Origin of the sequence: Nocardia sp. NPDC088792 (assembly GCF_044750615.1) — a bacterium.
Lineage (GTDB): Bacteria > Actinomycetota > Actinomycetes > Mycobacteriales > Mycobacteriaceae > Nocardia.
This window is the reverse complement of the sequence record NZ_JBIVKC010000002.1, coordinates 1,846,692-1,865,133: the sequence shown is the minus strand read 5'-3', so window position 1 is coordinate 1,865,133 and position 18,442 is coordinate 1,846,692. Positions and strand designations below refer to the sequence as shown.

The window sequence follows — 18,442 nt, the reverse complement described above, 5'->3', positions numbered from 1 at the left end:
TGTGCGGCCGGGCGCGGGCGGGCAGAATCCGATCCATGCCGAGAGCAGCCCCGGCACTCATTGCCGCCGAGATGTTCACCTGGGCGCAGCCGGTGATTCCCTTGGGAGGCGGGCTGGTCCTGCGGGCCTGGCTGCGGCGTGACGCACCCGAAGTGTTCGCCGCCGCGCAGGATCCCGCCATCCGGCGCTGGCACGCCCTCGGCGCCGACACCGAGGACGAGGCCGAGGAACGGGTCGACGCCTGGGCGCGCAGCTGGAGCTCCGGCACCGACGCCAACTGGGCCATTGCCGACAGCCGCAGCGGCCGGATCGCCGGCCGGGCCGCACTGCGCAGCATCCACCCCGCCCACGGCCTCGCCGAGGTGGCCTACTGGGTGGTGCCCGCGGTCCGTGGGCGCGGCATCGCGCCGCGGGCCGTGCAGGCCCTCATCGGCTGGGCCTTCGATATCGCCGGGTTCCACCGCCTCGACCTGCGCCACTCGGTGCACAACACGCAATCCTGCCGCGTCGCAACCAAATGCGACTTCGCCCTCGAGGGCGTGAACCGCAGTGCCTGGCTGCACGACGACGGCTGGCACGACATGCACATGCACGCCCGCATCAATGACGGCGGGCCCGCCGCCACCACCGCGCCGATAGTCCGGGCGCGCCCCCGGCACCGGGCCGGCGACTAAGGATCACCGGGCCCGATCAGTGATCGGTTTGGATGCGCAGGGCGGTGATGGTGCTGGCCAGGCCCTCGTATTGGTTTGTGAGCAGGACGATTTCGATGAGGCGGCGCTCGTCGTAGTAGGCGGCGAGTGACTGCCAGGTGGGATTGTCGAGGTCGCGGGTGGTGACGAGCTGGTCGACGGCGGTCAGCAGGGCGCGCTCCTTGGGGGACCAGCCGGGGGCGGCGGGGCCTTCGCCGCGGAGGCGGTCGAGGATTTCCTGGGTGACGCCGGCGCGCTTGCCGAGCCGGATGTGATGGTCCATCTCGTAATCGCAGTCGCGCAGATGCGCCACCCGGATGATGACCAGTTCCGTCTCGTAGCGGGGGAGTTTGCCGCCGGGCATGAGCCGGCCGGAGAAGTGCAGCCAGCCGCGGAACAGGCCGCCCGTGCGGCCGAGCGTACTGAACAGGTGGGCGTCATCGGTGCCGGCGGCGCGGGACAGCGCCTGCCAGACAACCCAATTGAACGGGCCAAGCTCCTTGAAGCGACCCGGGGCGATACGTGGCTGCGTCGACACCATTCGCCCAACTTAACCCGTGTCCCAGTCAGTCGCCAGCGTTCATTCGCGGACCGCCTGGCCGAGTTTGGTCAGTTCCAGGGCGCGGCGGGCCCGGGTGAGGACATGCGCCCGCGAACTCGTCAGATGCGCCAGCAGGGTGCGCAGGGCGGTGTCGAGGTCGTCCGCGAGCAGGTGCTCGGCAATGGCGATGTGGTCGTCGGCCATGGCCGCGATTCGCTCCGGCGTCGGGACATCCAGGGCGCGCACGGGACGGACCCGGGCGTATACGGCCGAGAGGGCATCGGCCAGTGCCGCATTACCGCCCGCGGCGAGCACCGTCAGATGGAACTGCTCATCGGCCGCGATCAGCGCGGGACCCGGCACCGGCGGCTCGTCGCGTATCTCGCGCCAGATCTCGAGCTCGTGCCGGATGAGATCGGTATCGCAATGCCGGAAGAGCGAGCTCGCGCCAGGCGGTGCGGAGGCGACGGAATCCGTCGCGGCGATGCCGGAACCGCGTGCGGCGGTGTCGCCGGATACCGTGGCCGGGCCGGGTGCGGCCGGGTAGCGGCGTTGAATTCCCCTGGCCTCCAGGATGATCCGGAGTTCGTAGAGGTCGCCGAGCTCGTCCACCCGGGGACGGTACGGGTAGAGGCCGTCCGGATTGCGTTCCAGCAGGCCGTCGGCGTAGAGGCGGGCCAGGGCCTCGCGGACCGGGGTGCGGGAGACGCCGTAGGTTTCGGCGAGACGTTCCTCGCGGAGCCGCTCGGTGGGCACCAGTACACCGGCCGCGAGATCCCGTTGCAGGGATCGATACACCCGCTCGGACAACGGCATACGCCCCCTGCGCGTGGTCACCGTGGTCCGTTCAGATGGCCATGGCCGTGCGGACCGCGGGCGCGGAGTCCGCGCCACCCGCCCCGGAGGAGGTGATCCGGCCCGACCGCAGCACGTAGTACTGCTGCGCCGCCTGCAATGCGAACCCGATGTGCTGTTCCACCAGCAGCACGCTCAGTCCGCCGCGACCGGAGAGATCGATGATGGTGCGTTCGATCTCGGCCACCACCGACGGCTGGATGCCCTCGGTCGGCTCGTCCAGGATGAGCAGTTTCGGCTCGGTGATCAGGGCGCGCGCGATGGCGAGCTGCTGACGCTGGCCGCCCGAGAGCAGACCGGCCTTGCGGGACAGCAGTTCCCGCAGCGCGGGGAACAGGTCGAGGGATTCCTCGATCAGTTCCTTCCCGCGTTTGCGGCCGTCCGCGATCACCTGCAGGTTCTCCAGGGCCGACAGCTGCGGGAAGGACTGCTGGCCCTGCGGGACGTAGGCGATGCCGCGTTTCACCCGGCGGGACGGGGACAGTTTGGTGATGTCGTCGCCGTCGAAGCGGATCCGGCCGCCCTTGGCGGGCAGCAGGCCGACCGCCGCGCGCAGCAACGACGTCTTGCCGGCGCCGTTGTGGCCCATGACCGCGGCCACGCCATTGTCCGGAACCGTCAGGGAGACACCGTGAATCACCTGGGTGCGACCGTAACCGGTACGCAGGTCAACGAGTTCCAGCATCGGCAGTCTCCTCTTCCTCGACCGGTGGCAGCTCGCCCGCGGCGGCGGTGCCCAGATAGACCTGTTGAACCTGGGGATCGGCCTGCACCTGTTCGACCGTGCCCTCACTGAGGACCCGGCCACCGGCCAGTACCGTGACCGACTGCGCGAAGGCGCGCATGAAGTCCATATCGTGTTCGACGACGATGACCACCCGCTCGCAGCCGATGCGGCGCAACAGGTTTCCGGTCTCCTCGCGCTCCTCGGCGCTCATGCCCGCGACCGGTTCGTCGAGCAGCAGCACCGACGCGTGCTGCACCAGCAGCATGCCGATCTCCAGCCACTGCTTCTGACCGTGCGCGAGCACCCCGGCGGGCTTGTCGCGCAGTTCGGTCAGGCCGGTAGTCTCCAGCGCCTCCTCGATGGCGGGCAGCACCGACCTGCGCTTACGTAACAGGGTGAGCGCGGAACGGCCCGCGCCCGCGGCGATATCGAGGTTCTGCAGCACCGTGAGCTGCTCGAAGACGCTGGCCGTCTGGAAGGTCCGGCCCACGCCGAGCCGGGCGATCTGATGCACCTTGCGGCCGATCAGCTCGGTGCCGGACTTGCGGGCCGAACCGGTGGCCTGCGCCAGCCCGGTGATGGCGTCGATCAGGGTGGTCTTGCCGGCGCCGTTGGGGCCGATCAGGAAGCGCAGATCACCTTGCAGGACCGTCAGATTCACGTCGGCCACCGCGCGGAAGCCGTCGAAACTGACCGAGAGATCCCGGATTTCGAGGTATTCGCTGTTCATGGGGTCGCCACCTCCAACTCCGGCGCCGGGGCGGGACTGCGGTGTATGCGCTCCAGCAATTGCTTTGCCAGCGGGCCGATTCCGGCCAGTCCGGCGGGGATGAATCCGACCACCACGATGAACAGGGCGCCCTGGAAGTACGTCCACTGCGACGGGAAATGCTCGGAGAAGGTGGTCTGTGCCCAGGCCACGCCGATCGCGCCGATGGCCGGGCCCCACAGGGTGGTGCGGCCGCCGATCGCGACGCCGATCAGGAACACGATGGACGGCACCACATCGATATCGGCGGGAGAGATGATGCCGACGATCGGGGTGAACAGCGCCCCCGCGATGCCCGCGAAGCAGGCGGCCACCACATAGGCCACGATCTTGATATTGGCGGGGTCGTAACCGAGGAAGCGCACCCGCTCCTCCTGATCACGCACCGCCACCAGCAATTCGCCGTAGCGGCTGTTGCGCAGCTGCCGGGCGATCGCGATCACCGCCAGCAGCACACCGGCCGCGATGAAGAACAGCATCCGGCGATTGACCGGATCGCTGAGCCGGAAACCGAAGAAGGCGTTGAAATCCGACAATCCGGTGAAACCGCCGAGGGACTGCTGCCCGATCAACAGGATCGCCAGCGCCGCCGTGAGCGCCTGCGACAGGATCGCGAAGTACGCGCCCTTCACCCGGCGCTTGAACGTGCCGAATCCGAGCAGCGCCGCCACCAGACCCGGCAGGACCAGGATCGCCAGCAGGGTCACCGGCGCCGACTGCAGCGGCTTCCAGAACACCGGCAGCGCATTGATCCCGGCGATCTGCATGAAGTCCGGCACGTCCTGATGCGCCGCGGCGGCATCCGCCAACTGCATATGCATCGCCATCAGATAGGCGCCGATACCGAAGAACACGCCCTGCCCGAGCGTGAGCATTCCGCCACGGCCCCAAGCCAATCCGATACCGACGGCGATAATCGCGTAGCACAGGAACTTCGCCAGCAGGCCCAGCCTGAAGTCGCTGAGCAGTGCGGGCGCTCCCGCGAAGAGCACCACGGCGGCCAGCGCGAAACCGCCCAGCACCCGCAGCGACGAAACATTGAACAGTGCGGAAAGTCGCTCGCTCACGCCAGACTCCTTGTGCGAACGGTGAACAGGCCCTGCGGACGGACCTGCAGGAACACCACGATCAGCACGAAGACGATCACCTTCGCGACCGCGGCCGTGGTCGAATACTCGATCACCGAATTCACCAGGCCCAGGCCGAACGCCGCCAGCACGGTGCCCTTGATCTGGCCCAGACCGCCGATGACCACCACCAGGAACGCATCGACCAGATAGCTCTGCCCGATGGTGGGGCTGGTGGAACCGATCAGCGTCAGCGCCACCCCGGCCACGGCGGCCAGTCCGGAGCCGATGAAGAAGGTGCTGATATCGATGACGCGGCTGGAGACGCCGCTGGTCTCGGCGAGGCTGCGGTTCTGCACCACCGCGCGGATCCGGCGGCCGAGCGGGGTCAGTTTCAGCACCGCGGACAGCACCAGCACCGCGACCACGGCCAGCACCAGAATGAAGATGCGGGTCTTGGGCACCACGGTGCCGAGAATGCTGATACCGCCGGTCAACCAGTGCGGGGCGAGCACGTTCTTGGCGGGCGCCCCGAAGATGTCGCGGGCGGCCTGCTGCAGGATCAGGCCCACACCGAAGGTGACCAGCAGGGTGTCCAATGGCCGGTCGTACAACCAGCGGATCAGGCCCATTTCCAGTGCGGCGCCCAGCAATCCGCCGACCAGGAAGCCGACGAACAGCGAGACGATCAAGGCCACGCCGGTCGAGTGGATGACCTGCTCCACCACATAGGTGGTGTAGCAGCCGGCCATGATGAATTCGCCGTGCGCCATATTGATCACGCCCATCTGACCGAAGGTCAGGGACAGGCCCAGCGCGGCCAGCAGCAGAATGGAACCCAGACTGAGTCCGGTGAACAACTGCCCGACAGCCACTTCCATCGGAGTCTCCTAGCTTGTGACTCAACGGCCGGGTGCGGAACTCGTCCCACACCCGGCCGCCCCTCATCGATTACGGACGTCGGTTCACAGGCCCTTGGCCCACGGGTACGACGTCAGGAACGGGTCCGGAGCGATCGGCTTGCCGGAGTCCCAGACCGTGTAGATCAGGCCGTCCGAATGGATTTCACCGATCCGGGCGGTCTTCGTGATGTGGTGGTTGTCGCCGTCCACGGTCACCGGGCCCTCGGGCGCGTCGTAACTGACACCGCCGCAGTTCTTCTGGATATCGGCCACCGCGAACGACTTCGCCTTCTCGACCATGTTCTTCCACAGGAAGACCGAGGTGTAGGCGGCCTCCATGGGGTCGGAGGTGGGCTTGTTCTGGCCGTAGGCGGCCTTGTAGGCGGTGACGAACGCCTTGTTCTCCGGGCTGTCCACGGTCTGGTAGTAGTTCCATGCCGTCAGCTGCCCGGTGACGTTCTGCGGGCCGATGCCCGCGACCTCTTCCTCGGCGATCGACACCGAGACCACCGGCATGGTCTGGGCGGTCAAACCGGCATTGTGGTACTCGCGGAAGAAGGCGACGTTCGAGTCACCGTTGAGCGTGTTGAAGATGGCATCGGCCTTGGCATTCCGCACCTTGTTGACGATGGTGGAGAAGTCCGTGGAACCCAGCGGGGCGTAATCCTCGCCCTTGATCTCGATGCCGTTGGCGGCGGCGTACGCCTTGATCTCGCGATTGGCGGTCTGCGGGAAGACGTAATCGGAACCGACCAGGTAGAGGGACTTGACGCCCTTCTGTTTCAAGTAATCCAGCGCGGGCACGATCTGCTGGTTGGTGGTGGCGCCGGTGTAGAAGATGTTCTTGCTGGCTTCCAGACCCTCGTACTGGACGGGGTAGAACAGCAGCGAATTCAGCTGCTCGAACTTGGGTTTCATCGCTTTGCGACTGGCCGAGGTCCAGCCGCCGAACACCGCGGCCACACAGTCGGAGCTGATCAGCTTCTCGGACTTCTCCGCGAACGTCTTCGGATCCGAGGCGCCGTCCTCGGCGACGATCTCGATCTTCTTGCCCAGCACACCGCCCGCCGCATTGATCTGATCGACCGCGAGCTTCGTCGAATTCGCGACGGTGACCTCACTGATGGCCATGGTGCCGGTCAGCGAGTGCAGCGAACCGATCTTGATGGTGTCCTTCGAAGTGTCCACGCAGGACTTGGCATTCGAGCCCGACGCGCTGCTGTTGTCGCGCGAGCCGCACCCGGCGACCATGACCGCGGACAGCGCCAGCGCGGTGGGAATGACTAGCGCCTTGGTCAACAGGCGCGTTCGGGCTCGACGGGGAGAATCTTGCATGGGCGGACCCTTCTAGCTCACGGTCATCGGCGACATCTCGTGCGCCGCTGCGGAATACCGGCCCGTATACAACGGCTGTATCCGTGAGCAGAAAGGTAGGCGGGAGTTGTTGCGCCGGAATGACTCTCGATGAATGTCCGATTTCCCATGTTTCGCGGGCATGAATTTCTGCTCACCGCAACGCAAAAGGGCCGGTCCCAGCGTTGCGCTGGAACCGGCCCCTACCGGTGGGTAATACGAGCGAACGGAGAAGTCAGCTGCAGACCTGGCTGTCGGTGAAGGAGTCCGTGTAGCAGTCCTCCTGGTACGTCCAGCCGTCCTGACGGTTGTCCGGCGCCGCTGCCGAGCCGGTGCCGCCGCCGACCGCCAAGCCGATGAGCGCGCCGATCATTGTGGTGAACGGCAACGCGATCACGCCGAGGCCGCCGGTCGCGATGGCGATGATCACGCCGACGATCAGACCGCCCACCACACCGAGCGCCGCACCGATGGCCATGCCGATTCCGGCGCTGCGCGACTGCGGCGAGGTGGGCGCCCAGTGGCCGATCGGTGTTGCCACCGGATGCGAAACCAGTTGCGTGCCATTGTTCTCGATGCTCGGCTGCACGGAGATCACCTGATCGGTGCCGTCGACCTGCATGTTCAACGGCAGACTCGTCAGCACCTTGCCGGCGCCGTCGAGAATGTTCAGCGAATCACCCGCGAGCGCGAACGTTCCGCCGCTCAGGTTCACGGTCACGGTCTTGTCGGGACCCGAAGCGGCAATGTCGTACTTCACCAGTGCTTGCTGATCGACACCGGCCCGCAGAATCTGCTGCACGGCCGGAGAATTCGGCTCCGCCGCCGGATCGGCGTAAGCGGTGCCCCCCGTAATCGCCATGGCGCCAATGGCAAGCATTGCCGTCGCAGCGAACTTCCTGATCTTCATTTGTAAATTCCTCGGTTCTCCCCGGGCGCTTATCGGCGCCGCGGAGAGACACTAACACCGCGCTCCGACAGCCCATTACCGAAAGATGTTGCGGCTGAATCGGTCACCGAATCCGTCATCGGGCTTATGGCACCGGAACGAAGCGGCCTTTTGCTGTCGGCACCAGTACGGTATCCGCGCTCAGTGATCGGCGGTTCCCGAAGCTCAGTTCCCGGACGGCATTCGGCCACATCAGGGGCTTTACGGGCTTGTTTACAGGGGGATTGCCGACTTGCTCGGTGAACAGGTAGTACCCATAGACGGTCCGGTCACTGCCGTCGCCACGGGGCAGTCCGAGCCAGCAGTGCTCGGAAGTTTCGGCGGCACTGTTCAGTTCGGCGCCGGTGATGTACGGCGGCACCTCGACCATGCCCGCCCAATTGTCCGACCATCCCGCCGCGCGAGTGATGTCGCCCAGTCGAACCGGTTCGGCCCGCTTCCCGGCACTCTGCAGCTCGGTGTAGAAGCGGTCGGCCGACCCGAGCGCCCGTGACGGTTTGGAGACGTCGAACCCGCTGCATGCGGGCTTGCTGTCCTCCCTCACGAGCGAACACCCGCTCAGGACCGATGCCGCAACGGAAATCAGCAGCGCATATCGCAGGGTGACCATCGACCTCATCCGTTCCCCGGCAGCGGCACGCCCTTGCCCGTCGGTAAGCCGGTGTCCTCCTGCGGGTGCGTACTCCATGCGATATGGGGTGACACGACCTCGTCTCCTCTCGCAATGACGATCGCGCTTCCCGCATCGATCGCCTCGGTGACCTTTTTCAATGCCGAGATCTCGGATTCGGTCATGACTTCCGGCTCGAAGGTGGGATCGAAGGCCAGGATCGTCCGGAGGATTGCACCGCTCGGCCAGACCTCGGTGCGATCCGTGCCTACCTGGTACTCGCGCAGGATGCGCGCCAGCTACGCCGGAAATGCTCGCGGTGTCGGCGTCCGCTTCCGCGATATTCGCGAGTGCCGTCCGGAACATCTCGGTCAGTGCTCGCTGCTCGAGCTCCTTCGCGGCGATGGCGGTGGCTGGGTTGACCCAATGAGGCTGCCGCGGAATCGGTTTTGTCCGCGGTCTGCCGTAATCGAGCGGCATGGTATTCGAGCATTGTGTCGAGGGTTTTCAGCGTTTCCTCGACGGACACCGCAATGCGTGATCCGGGCAGGCCCGTCATTTGGGGCTTCAGGCCTTGGGCGGCCAAGCGGCTGTCCAGCGCGACCGGGGCTTTACCGGCGATGGCGTCGGCGCGCTCGCGGAGGTAGGTTGCGAGTTCTCGCATGCGGTCGGGGGCGAATTCCACCATGGGGCAATGGATCCCGTCACATCGAGAAGGTGATGGGGGACGGGGGATGTCGTCCAGGTCTTCCCAGGTGGGGGTTGCCGGAGTTGGCCGTGTGGTGGGCGGCTGGCCGGAAATGGCTGCGGTGTAGGCCTTTTCGGCTTGGATTTCGGCCTCGTCGCAGGCTTGGCCGTGCAAGGTGGCTATGACCATGGCGAGGCGGGCGGGCTATTGGATTACGTAGGGGGAGATGGAGCTGCGGTGTTCGCTGATGTCGAGGGATTTGCCGAGTGGGGGGAAGGCGCGCTGGGGGCAGCTGGCGCGTTCGCAGACTCGGCAGCCGGCGCCGATGGGGGTGGGTTTGGGGTCGGTGAGGTCGAGGCCGTCGGCGTAGACGACGCGGCCGGCGTGGCGGAGTTCGCAGCCGAGGCCGATGGCGAAGATCTTGCTGGGGTCGTTGTAGCGGGTGGCTCGGCGTTCGACGGTGCGGGCCACCCAGAGGTATTTGCGGCCGTCGGGCATCTGGGCGATCTGGGTCATGATCTTCGCGGGGTAGGCGAAGGTTTCGTAGACATTCCAGAGGGGGCAGGTGCCGCCGCTGGAGGAGAAGTGGAAACCGGTGGCGGACTGGCGTTTCGACATATTGCCAGCGCGATCCACGCGGACGAAGGAGAAGGGGACGCCGCGGAGTTTCGGGCGTTGCAGGGTGGAGAGGCGGTGGCAGATGGTTTCGTACGACTGGGTGAAGAAGGCGGAGAGGCGCTCGATGTCGTAGCGGAAATCCTCGGATACCTCGTGGAAGTGGGTGTACGGGAGGACCGTCGCGGCCGCGAAGTAGTTGGCCAGACCCAGTTTTGCCAGCACCCGCGATTCGGCACTGGAGAAATTGCCTTCCTCCACCAGCTTTTCGATGAGATCGCCGCATTCCAGATAGGCGAGTTCGGCGGCCAGTTTGAATACGCGCTGACCACCGGAGAGATGCGGGGCGATCTCCAGGCGGCGCAGTTCCGGATCGAAGCGGTGCAGCACGCCGTCACCCAGATCGATACGTTCCACGATCTGCACACCGTGCGCGTCGGCGAGGCGGCGCGGGATCTCCCGCTTCAGGTCACCGCCGTGGAAACGCATGCGATTCGCGAGTTCCTCGGCGGCGGTATCCAATTCGTGAATGTAGTTCTGCCGCTGATAGAAGTAGTCGCGCACTTCCTCGTGCGGTTTGGAGATGGCCCCGGACCCACTGCCGTCCGAGAAACGATCCTCGGTGGCGGCCGCCAGCTGCGCGGTGGTATTGCGGTAGCGGCGGTGCATGTTCACCATGGCGCGCGCCAAACCAGGATGCGCGGAAACCATTTCGGCGATCTCCTGGGCATCGGCCTCGATACTCAGCTCCTGATCCATCACGACCTCCTGGAGCTCGGCGATCAGCCGGGTGTCGTCCTGGGAGGAGAAGAAGCCCGCGTCGACCCCGAAGACTTCGCTGATGCGCAGCAGTACGGGTACGGTGAGCGGACGGACGTCGTGTTCGATCTGATTCAGGTAGCTGGCCGAAATCTCCAGCTTCTTGGCCAGCGAGACCTGGCTCAGCCCGCGTTCGGTCCGCAGCTGACGCAGCCGCCCACCGACGAAAGTCTTGGCCATGCGACCGAGTCTATGAGTCCTTTCGCAACCATGCCAATGGGAGAATTAGCAACCCTGCTGAGCGATCCGTCACAGGGCTGTCGGGGGTCGGGGTTACCGTCGGATGGTGCTCTTGTCGGAAGTGGTGGACGCGTCGCTGGCGGTGCGGGCCACCTCCTCGCGGAAAACCAAGATCAATACCTTCGCCGAGCTGCTGCGGCAGGCCGCGCCGGAGGAGCTGGCGCAGGTGGTGGCCTGGCTCTCCGGCGAACTGTCGCAGGGCCGCATCGGCACCGGGTGGCGCACGCTGACCACCATGGCGAGTACGCCCGCGGCGACCGCGACGCTCACAGTCGAGCAGGTCGACGCCGTCTTCACCGAACTGGCGGAGGTCGGCGGCAGCGGCTCGACGGCCAAGCGGAAAGCGCTGCTGGCCGGGCTCTTCGGCGCGGCGACCGCCGCGGAACACGATTTCCTGGTCCGCCTGCTGACCGGTGAGATGCGGCAGGGCGCCCTCACCGCCATTGTCGCCGAGGCCGTCGCGGTGGCCTTCGAAGTGCCGTCCGACGCCGTCCGCCGCGCGCACATGCTGTCGGGCCGGCTACCCGTGACCGCACTGGCCGCGCAATCCGGCGGCGTCGCGGCGCTGCGCGAATTCCGGCTCGAGGTGGGGCGGCCCATCCAGCCCATGCTGGCCTCACCCGGAGCCACGCTGGACGAGACGATGGCCGAATTCGGCGGCGAGGTGAGCGTCGAGCAGAAAATGGACGGCGCGCGAATCCAAGTGCACCGCGATGGCGACACGGTCCGCGTATTCACCCGTACCCTGCGCGAAATCACCGGCAGCGTGCCCGAATTGGTGGACCTGGTGCGCGGCTTGGATTGCACCAGCGTCGTCCTCGACGGGGAGACCCTCGCCCTGACCGACGCCGGCCGCCCGCGCCCGTTCCAGGAGACCATGAGCCGCTTCGGCGCGGCCACCGCCCAGGAACTGCTGCTGCACCCGTACTTCTTCGACTGCCTGCACCTGGACGGCGTGGACCTGCTGGACGCCCCGCTGCGGGACCGCCGCGCGGCGCTCGCGAAAGTGGCTCCGGGCCTCAGCATTCCGGCCCTGGTCACCCCCGACCCGGAGGCCGCCGCCGAATACTTCGACGGTGCGCTGGCCGCCGGCCACGAGGGCATCATGATCAAATCCCTGGACGCGCCCTACGCGGCCGGCCGGCGCGGGCGCGCGTGGCAGAAGATCAAACCCACGCACACCCTGGATCTGATCGTGCTGGGCGCGGAATGGGGTTACGGCCGCCGCACCGGCTATCTGTCCAATCTGCATCTGGGAGCGCGGGATCCGGAGGGCGGTGAGCCCATCATGGTCGGCAAGACGTTCAAGGGCCTCACCGATGCGCTGCTGCAGTGGCAGACCGCGGAATTCCCGCGCCACGAACGCGCGCGCGACGGCAATACCGTCTACCTGTGGCCGGAACTGGTCGTGGAGATCGCCATCGACGGGGTGCAGACCAGTCCGCGATACCCCGGCGGCGTCGCGCTGCGCTTCGCCCGTGTTGTCCGTTATCGGCCCGATAAAGAGCCCGCCGACGCGGACACGATTGACACGATTCGTCACTTACTTCCGCAAAGCCCGAGCCCACAGTCAATTCACAGCTGAGTCCTGGGCGCCTCCGAGGTTGACGGCGCACGATTTGAAGCGTCGAAAGTTCCAGCCGGAGCGGTTGTCAGGTGACGGGACGCAGGCACTGCCACCGCATCTCCCACGCGGATCCCTGCGCGCCCGTACCGCTTCAGCGGGTCTTCGACGGTGGATTGCGCATGGTCCACCAATGTGGTCGGCGGCGCCCCGCCCCCTCGCCGGGCGCCGCCGACCGCGGTCTTTGTTCGTACAGCGCAAAACCTCAGGTGAACCGCATTCGAGCGGTCAGTATTCGTATTCCTGGGTCTCCTGGGTACCGGTCAGATTCGGCAATCGCCGCCGCCCCGCCGCCAGCTCACCGGCCAGATGCTCATAGGCGATGGCCAGCTCGGTGAGCCGCTGCCCCGCATCCCGCACCGCACCGTCCGCCGAGGTCGCCAGCGTCAGATACGCCAGCGCCGAGAACTGGGCGAGCCGGTCCACCACCGTGCCCACCGTCTCGGTGTGCAGGTGGGCATCGCGCGCGGCCCGCGGCAGCTCCGCGGCCACCCAGCGGTCGATATCGTGCACCAATCGGGCACGATCGTGATCGATGGGGGCGGTCGACCCCGCTGTCGCCGTCAGGCGCCGCTCGTGCAGGTCCGCTAATAACCCGGCGCAGTACAACACCGGATGATCGTCGGGGGGCAGGCCACGGCAGGCCTGCAGCAGCAGGTGTTTCGGCGGGAGCGGGTGCACGGCGACATCCTGCTACGCGAATATCTCCGATTGGCAACGACATTCGATTCCGCGATTCCGCGACGACATTCGGTGCCATCCTGAGGCTCGGGTCTTGCATCCGGTGCCGCGACGTGCAGAGTGGTACTGGTGATCCTCACCGTGACCATGAACCCCGCCTACGACATGACCTATCGGGTGGAGCATTTCGAACGGGGACGGGCACACCGGGTCCGATCGGTCGACCAGCGGCTCGGCGGACGCGGTATCAATGTCACCCGGGTCCTCAACCAGCTGGGCAAATACGCGCGCGCCACCGGATTCGCCGACCACTCCTTCGCCGCCGCCGCCGAACTCGAGATGCCGGTGGACTTCGTGCACGCCCTGCCCTGGGTGCGGCGCACCGTCGTGATCAGCGAATCCGACGACGGCACCGCCACCGCGCTGTGGGAACCCGGGCCGCGGATCTCCGAACCGCACGCCATCGATCAACTGCGGGTGCGGGTGGCGGGCATGCTCTCCGATATGAACGGCATGGTGATCGCCGGCTCCCTGCCCGGCGGGGTCGGGCCGGGCTTCCCCGCCGAACTGGCCCGCACCGCTCTCGCGGCCGGCGTGCCCACCATCTGCGATTTCGACGGTGCGGCGCTGGAACTCGCGGCCAAGGTGCCGGGCATCGTGCTGACCCCCAATACCGAGGAGCTGGAACGGCTCACCGGCCTGCCCGCCACCACCATCCCGGAGATCCTGACCGCGGTGGAACCGCTCATCGCCGACGGCGTGGCCGCGGTGATCGTGACCCGCGGGGGTGCGGGGATGGTCGCCGTGACGCCTACTCGCGCCTGGTCGGCGGCACTGCCGCAACCGCTGGCCGGCAATCCCACCGGTGCGGGGGATGCGGCGGTGGCGGCCATCATCGCCGCGCTGGCGACCGGGCCCGCCACCGACTGGCCCGACATGCTGGCCGATGCCGTGGCCACTTCGGCTGCCGCCGTGGTCATTCCGGTGGCGGGGGAGATCGACCGGGTGCTGCGGGAACGGCTGCTGCCGACGGTGCGGGTGCGCGAACTCGAATTCGTCACGCTGCGGCATTGATCCGCGGGACGCCGGGAGGCTGATCCCGTAGACCGATCTGCAGGTCACGGGTCGGTCCAATCCTCGTATCGACCGGCGTGGCCGGCGCGACCGTGGACCGACCGCGCGGTAATGTCGAACCCGATGTCCGAGCTACGGATTCCGCCCGATCAACGGCCGGGCCTGGACGACAGGTATCGGATGCCGCGAGTCGTGCGCGCGGCACAGCTCGTCGCTGTCCTGCTCGCGCTCATGGGAATCCTGTGCACCGCCTCCTCCGGCTGGCTGCTCGGCGCGAAACCGGCCCTGCTGACCGCCGTTCCGTTCGTGCCCGCATGGTTGCTGGGACTCGTCGCGCTGACCTTCAATTCGGAGGGGCAGGCGGTGCGCATCGGGGCGATTCTGATCGCCGTCCTGAACATGGTGTGGACCGTTCCCGCCATCACCGACGGGCGGCCACCGGGTCCGCTGGCGCCGATCGCCTCCCTGGTGATCATCGTGCTGCTGTTCCGGCGCGAGGCGCGGGACTGGTTCGAGCCGTCCTACTGGTAACAACACGGGCGACCGGAAGTAACATCCGCGAAATCTCGTCTCCCGATTCGCAATATCCGCGCAATTCCCGGCTCCTACTGTTAGCCCATGAGTTCGGAAGTCGCCGCGGGCACGGGTATTCACATCAGCGGATTGAGCAAGACCTTCCGGTCGGGGCGGCGCACCGTGCAAGCGCTGGACGAGGTGGAACTGCACACCGAACAAGGCGCGTTCCTGTCCCTGCTGGGGCCGTCCGGTTGCGGGAAGTCCACCATCCTGCGCATTCTCGCCGACCTGGACACCCCCACCGCGGGCACCGCCCGCATCAATGGCGAAACCCCCGCCGAGCTGCGGCGCCGCCACGAATTCGGGATCGCGTTCCAGGATTCGGCGCTACTGCCCTGGCGCAGCGTGGAATCCAATATCAAACTGCCGCTCCAGGTCGCGGGGCTGCCCGCCGACCCGGAACTCATCGCCGACCTGGTCGCGCTGGTCGGGCTGGAAGGGTTCGAGAAGGCCAAACCGGCGCAACTGTCCGGCGGTATGCGGCAACGGGTTTCGATCGCCCGCGCTCTGGTGGTGAAACCCAGTGTGCTGCTGCTGGACGAACCGTTCGGCGCCCTCGACGATATGACCCGGCAGCGGCTCAACCTGGAACTGCTGCGCATCTGGACCGAGAAACCCGCCACCACGCTCATGGTCACGCACGGCATAGCCGAAGCGGTGTTCCTGTCCGATGTGGTCGCCGTCATGAGCCCGCGCCCCGGGCGCGTGGTCGAAATGGTGGACATCGACCTACCCCGGCCGCGCACCCCGGAGATGATGCGCAGTCCCGAATTCCACAAGCTGCACGACTACCTGTCGGAGCTGCTGTTCGGGCGCACCGGACGCGGCGGGGTGGCGGCGGAATGATCACGGACACAAGCGGAATGCGCCGAGAATCGAACAGCATGAACTGGGCTGCCATCCGGCAGCGGCTGGTGCCGAGTCGGCTCGGCGGGCTCGCGGGCATCGCGGCACTGCTCATCCTGTGGGAGATCCTCGCCGCCATGCGGGTCGCGGGCGGCACCATCCCGAGCCCCTGGCAGGTCCTCGACACCATGTACCACGACGGCTGGGCGCTCTACGGCCCCAACTTCGAGGTCACCGCCTGGGGTGCGCTGCAAGGCTTTCTGTGGGGCAATGTGCTGGCCATCGCGCTCGCCGTCCTGGTGGTGCTGATTCCGCCCATCGAAATGCTGGTCACCCAGCTGGCCATCCTCAGCTACTGCACGCCACTGCTGGCGCTCGGGCCGATCATCCTGGTGGTCTTCGGCGGCCGCACGCCCACCGTGTTCCTGGCCGCCATGTACTGCTTCTTCACCACCATGGTCGGCACCGTGTCCGGTTTGCGGTCGGCGGACGCCACCAGCCTGGACCTGATCCGCGCCTACGGCGGCGGACGCTGGCAGCGGTTGCGGCGCGTGCAATTGATCGCCGCGCTGCCGAATACGCTGGCCGCCTTGAAGATCGCCGCACCCTCAGCCGTGCTGGGCGCCATCATCGGTGAATACCTGGGCGGCATCGACAGCGGGATCGGCGTCGCGCTGACCGCCGCGCAGACCTCCTACAACGTGCCGCGCACCTGGGGCATGGCGCTGGCCGCGGCCGCGCTGGCCGGGCTCGGCTACGCCATCGTGGCGATCATCGCCCGGCTGGCCCTGCCCTGGACCCGAGCGGAGGCATGATGAAATCCTTGAACATACTGCGGCCCATCGGGAAATTCCTGCTGCCACTGGTGGTTTCGCTGATCCTGCTGGTCGCGCTCTGGTACGGCTTCCTGAAGCTGTACCCACAGGTGGGTCTCGTCGGCAAGAGTCCCGGCGAGGTGTGGACCTACCTGGTGACGGGGCCCACCTCGGACACCGCGCGCTCCGTCATCTTCGCCGAAATGCGGATCACGCTGCGGGACGCGCTGATCGGGTTCGGGTCCGGGCTCGGCGCGGCCCTGGTGGTCGCCGCGCTGTTCGTCGGGATTCCGGCGGTGGCGCAGGCGTTCATGCCGGTGGCCATGCTGTTGCGGTCGGTGCCGCTGGTCGCGCTCACACCGATCATCGTGCTCATCTTCGGGCGCGGACTGCTCGGGGTGACCGCCATGGCGGCCATCGTGGTGTTCTTCCCGGCCCTCGTCATGATCATGACCGGCCTGCGCACCGCGCCCCGGCAGGCCATGGAACTCGTTGCCGCATATGGTGGTTCACGCTGGACGGCGATGCGTATGGTGTCGGTGCCCGCCGCACTGCCGTCGGTGTTCGCCGCGGCCCGGGTTTCCGTTCCGGGCGCGCTCATCGGGGCACTGCTCGGCGAATGGCTGGGCAGCGGCACCGGATTGGGCGCCGGACTGATCCGCGCCATTCCCACCTTCCAGTACAACCAGTTGTGGGCGTCCATCGCGCTGGTCACGGTGGTGTCGGTGTTCGCGTACGCGGTGGTCGGCGTGCTGGAGAACCTCGTGCTCGCGCGATTCGCCCCGGAACGCGTGCGTGATTGAGACATTAGTTAACACAGCGCATACACGGACCTTCGCGAAAGTAAAACGGGCGAAATCGAAACGCCCTAGATTCACCGCATGAGTGGTTTGTTCGGGCCGGTTCCGGCCTCGCAGTTGTCGCAGTCAGCCCTGGGCCGGCGCTCCTTCCTCCGCTACGCCGGACTGGCCGGAGCGGCCGCCGGCGCGGCCGGGGTGCTCGCCGCCTGCGGTAAGAGTTCGTCCGGATCCGGCGGCAACGGGACCGTCGCGGACGGCTCCAAATACGGGACGGTCGCCGTGCAGCTGTCCTGGTTGAAGAACATCGAATTCGCCGGCGAATACTTCGCAGACTCCAAGGGCTATTACAAGGCCGCGGGCTTCGGCTCGGTGAATCTGGTCGCGGGCGGCGCGGCCAGCACCTCCGTCGAGGCCGGACTCGGCACCGGCAAGATCTGGATCGGCATGTCCGCACCGCAGACCACCGCGCCCGCCGTGCTGGAGGGACTGGCCGCCAAGATCGTCGGCACCACCTATCAGAAGAATCCGTTCTGCATCGTCAGCTCCGCCGCCAAACCGATCAAGACGCCGCAGGACATGAAGGGCCGCAAGATCGGTGTGCAGGACACCAATCAGCTCATCTTCAACGCCCTGCTGACCGCCAACGGCCTGACCCCGAACGACGTCAAGATCGTGCCCGCGCAATTCGACCCGTCACCGCTCGCCAACGGCGAGGTGGACGGCTGGGTCAGCTACGTGACCAATGAGCCGATCACCTTGAGCGCCAAGGGATTCAACAACACCAACTTCCTGTTCGCCGACTACGGGCTACCGCTGGTCGCCGAAACCCTGACCGTCTCGCAGAACACCATCGACAAGGAACGCGACAAGCTGAAGGCGTTCCTGATCGCCGAGATCAAGGGCTGGAAGGACGCCGTCGCCGATCCGGCCGAATCGGCACGGCTCGCCGTCGACGTATACGGCAAGGACCAGCGGCTCGACAAGGACGAACAGACCAAGGAAGCCACCGCGCAGAACGGGATCGTGGCGTCGCCGGACACCAAGACCAACGGGCTGCTCACCATGACCGACGCACTGATCGCGGACAATATCGCCGCGCTCGCCAAGGCCAAGATCACCATCAAGGCCGAGCAGCTGTTCGACCTGTCGGTGCTGCGCGAGGTGTACACGGAACACCCCGAACTGAAGGGGTGAGATTC

21 protein-coding genes are annotated in these 18,442 nt (G+C 66.8%); 8 read left to right on the top strand and 13 right to left on the bottom strand.

The genetic code is table 11. The features are described 5' to 3' along the window. The first annotated feature begins 35 nt into the window (after window positions 1-35). Complete coding sequence (locus tag ACIP5Y_RS17710) at window positions 36-674, top strand: GNAT family N-acetyltransferase (RefSeq protein ID WP_400351179.1); 639 nt, start codon at window positions 36-38, stop codon at window positions 672-674. Between the two features lie 16 nt (window positions 675-690). On the opposite strand, the gene ACIP5Y_RS17705 is transcribed toward ACIP5Y_RS17710, so the two are convergent. The 12 genes from ACIP5Y_RS17705 to ramB form a co-directional block, all read right to left on the bottom strand. Continuing rightward, the gene (locus ACIP5Y_RS17705) at window positions 691-1,233 is read right to left on the bottom strand and encodes a carboxymuconolactone decarboxylase family protein (protein WP_400351178.1); all 543 of its coding nucleotides are present in this window, start codon (window positions 1,231-1,233) and stop codon (window positions 691-693) included. A 39-nt stretch (window positions 1,234-1,272) separates the two neighbouring features. Next, window positions 1,273-2,049, bottom strand: a complete 777-nt coding sequence (locus ACIP5Y_RS17700; protein ID WP_400351312.1) for a GntR family transcriptional regulator — start codon at window positions 2,047-2,049, stop codon at window positions 1,273-1,275. A gap of 31 nt (window positions 2,050-2,080) precedes the next feature. Then, a complete protein-coding gene (urtE, locus tag ACIP5Y_RS17695; RefSeq protein WP_400351177.1) occupies window positions 2,081-2,773 on the bottom strand; it encodes an urea ABC transporter ATP-binding subunit UrtE in 693 nt (230 codons plus the stop codon). Next, the gene (gene urtD, locus ACIP5Y_RS17690; RefSeq protein WP_400351176.1) at window positions 2,757-3,545 is read right to left on the bottom strand and encodes an urea ABC transporter ATP-binding protein UrtD; all 789 of its coding nucleotides are present in this window, start codon (window positions 3,543-3,545) and stop codon (window positions 2,757-2,759) included. The genes urtE and urtD overlap by 17 nt, the downstream gene beginning before the upstream one ends. Beyond that, window positions 3,542-4,651, bottom strand: a complete 1,110-nt coding sequence (gene urtC, locus ACIP5Y_RS17685; RefSeq protein WP_400351175.1) for an urea ABC transporter permease subunit UrtC — start codon at window positions 4,649-4,651, stop codon at window positions 3,542-3,544. Before urtC ends, urtD begins: the two co-directional genes overlap by 4 nt. Beyond that, the gene (urtB, locus tag ACIP5Y_RS17680; protein WP_397014363.1) at window positions 4,648-5,532 is read right to left on the bottom strand and encodes an urea ABC transporter permease subunit UrtB; all 885 of its coding nucleotides are present in this window, start codon (window positions 5,530-5,532) and stop codon (window positions 4,648-4,650) included. The genes urtC and urtB overlap by 4 nt, the downstream gene beginning before the upstream one ends. Window positions 5,533-5,616: 84 nt before the next feature. Then, complete coding sequence (urtA, locus tag ACIP5Y_RS17675) at window positions 5,617-6,888, bottom strand: urea ABC transporter substrate-binding protein (protein ID WP_400351174.1); 1,272 nt, start codon at window positions 6,886-6,888, stop codon at window positions 5,617-5,619. A 253-nt stretch (window positions 6,889-7,141) separates the two neighbouring features. Next, window positions 7,142-7,816 (bottom strand): hypothetical protein, encoded by a 675-nt coding sequence (locus ACIP5Y_RS17670; protein WP_400351173.1) that lies wholly within the window; start codon window positions 7,814-7,816, stop codon window positions 7,142-7,144. Between the two features lie 124 nt (window positions 7,817-7,940). Further along, entirely contained in the window at window positions 7,941-8,399 is a 459-nt protein-coding gene (locus ACIP5Y_RS17665) for a hypothetical protein (protein WP_400351172.1), read from the bottom strand. 71 nt (window positions 8,400-8,470) lie between these two features. Beyond that, window positions 8,471-8,650, bottom strand: coding sequence for a hypothetical protein (locus ACIP5Y_RS17660; RefSeq protein ID WP_400351171.1), 180 nt, complete (start codon window positions 8,648-8,650; stop codon window positions 8,471-8,473). A gap of 83 nt (window positions 8,651-8,733) precedes the next feature. Beyond that, window positions 8,734-9,153, bottom strand: a complete 420-nt coding sequence (locus ACIP5Y_RS17655; RefSeq protein WP_400351170.1) for a hypothetical protein — start codon at window positions 9,151-9,153, stop codon at window positions 8,734-8,736. Window positions 9,154-9,357: 204 nt separating this feature from the next. Beyond that, window positions 9,358-10,767 carry an acetate metabolism transcriptional regulator RamB gene (ramB, locus tag ACIP5Y_RS17650; protein WP_400351169.1) on the bottom strand — a complete coding sequence of 470 codons (1,410 nt, stop codon included), beginning with the start codon at window positions 10,765-10,767 and terminating at the stop codon, window positions 9,358-9,360. A gap of 106 nt (window positions 10,768-10,873) precedes the next feature. Between ramB and ACIP5Y_RS17645 the strand changes: the two genes are divergently transcribed. Continuing rightward, window positions 10,874-12,412, top strand: a complete 1,539-nt coding sequence (locus ACIP5Y_RS17645) for an ATP-dependent DNA ligase (protein ID WP_400351311.1) — start codon at window positions 10,874-10,876, stop codon at window positions 12,410-12,412. Between the two features lie 267 nt (window positions 12,413-12,679). Here ACIP5Y_RS17645 and ACIP5Y_RS17640 read toward each other — a convergent pair whose 3' ends face one another. Continuing rightward, window positions 12,680-13,132, bottom strand: a complete 453-nt coding sequence (locus ACIP5Y_RS17640) for a DUF4254 domain-containing protein (protein WP_400351168.1) — start codon at window positions 13,130-13,132, stop codon at window positions 12,680-12,682. Window positions 13,133-13,261: 129 nt separating this feature from the next. Here ACIP5Y_RS17640 and ACIP5Y_RS17635 point away from each other — a divergent pair, with 129 nt between their 5' ends. The 6 genes from ACIP5Y_RS17635 to ACIP5Y_RS17610 all read left to right on the top strand — a co-directional run bounded on the left by ACIP5Y_RS17635 (window position 13,262) and on the right by ACIP5Y_RS17610 (window position 18,437). Beyond that, window positions 13,262-14,206 carry a hexose kinase gene (locus ACIP5Y_RS17635; protein ID WP_400351167.1) on the top strand — a complete coding sequence of 315 codons (945 nt, stop codon included), beginning with the start codon at window positions 13,262-13,264 and terminating at the stop codon, window positions 14,204-14,206. Between the two features lie 123 nt (window positions 14,207-14,329). Next, on the top strand, window positions 14,330-14,737 hold the full coding sequence (locus ACIP5Y_RS17630) for a hypothetical protein (RefSeq protein ID WP_400351166.1): 408 nt from the start codon (window positions 14,330-14,332) through the stop codon (window positions 14,735-14,737). Window positions 14,738-14,824: 87 nt separating this feature from the next. Then, window positions 14,825-15,628: an ABC transporter ATP-binding protein gene (locus tag ACIP5Y_RS17625; RefSeq protein ID WP_400351165.1), complete on the top strand. Its 804-nt coding sequence runs from the start codon at window positions 14,825-14,827 to the stop codon at window positions 15,626-15,628. Between the two features lie 38 nt (window positions 15,629-15,666). Next, complete coding sequence (locus ACIP5Y_RS17620; protein WP_400351164.1) at window positions 15,667-16,443, top strand: ABC transporter permease; 777 nt, start codon at window positions 15,667-15,669, stop codon at window positions 16,441-16,443. Between the two features lie 8 nt (window positions 16,444-16,451). Then, entirely contained in the window at window positions 16,452-17,246 is a 795-nt protein-coding gene (locus ACIP5Y_RS17615) for an ABC transporter permease (RefSeq protein ID WP_400351163.1), read from the top strand. Window positions 17,247-17,324: 78 nt separating this feature from the next. Then, window positions 17,325-18,437, top strand: a complete 1,113-nt coding sequence (locus tag ACIP5Y_RS17610) for an ABC transporter substrate-binding protein (RefSeq protein WP_400351162.1) — start codon at window positions 17,325-17,327, stop codon at window positions 18,435-18,437. Window positions 18,438-18,442: the final 5 nt, after the last annotated feature.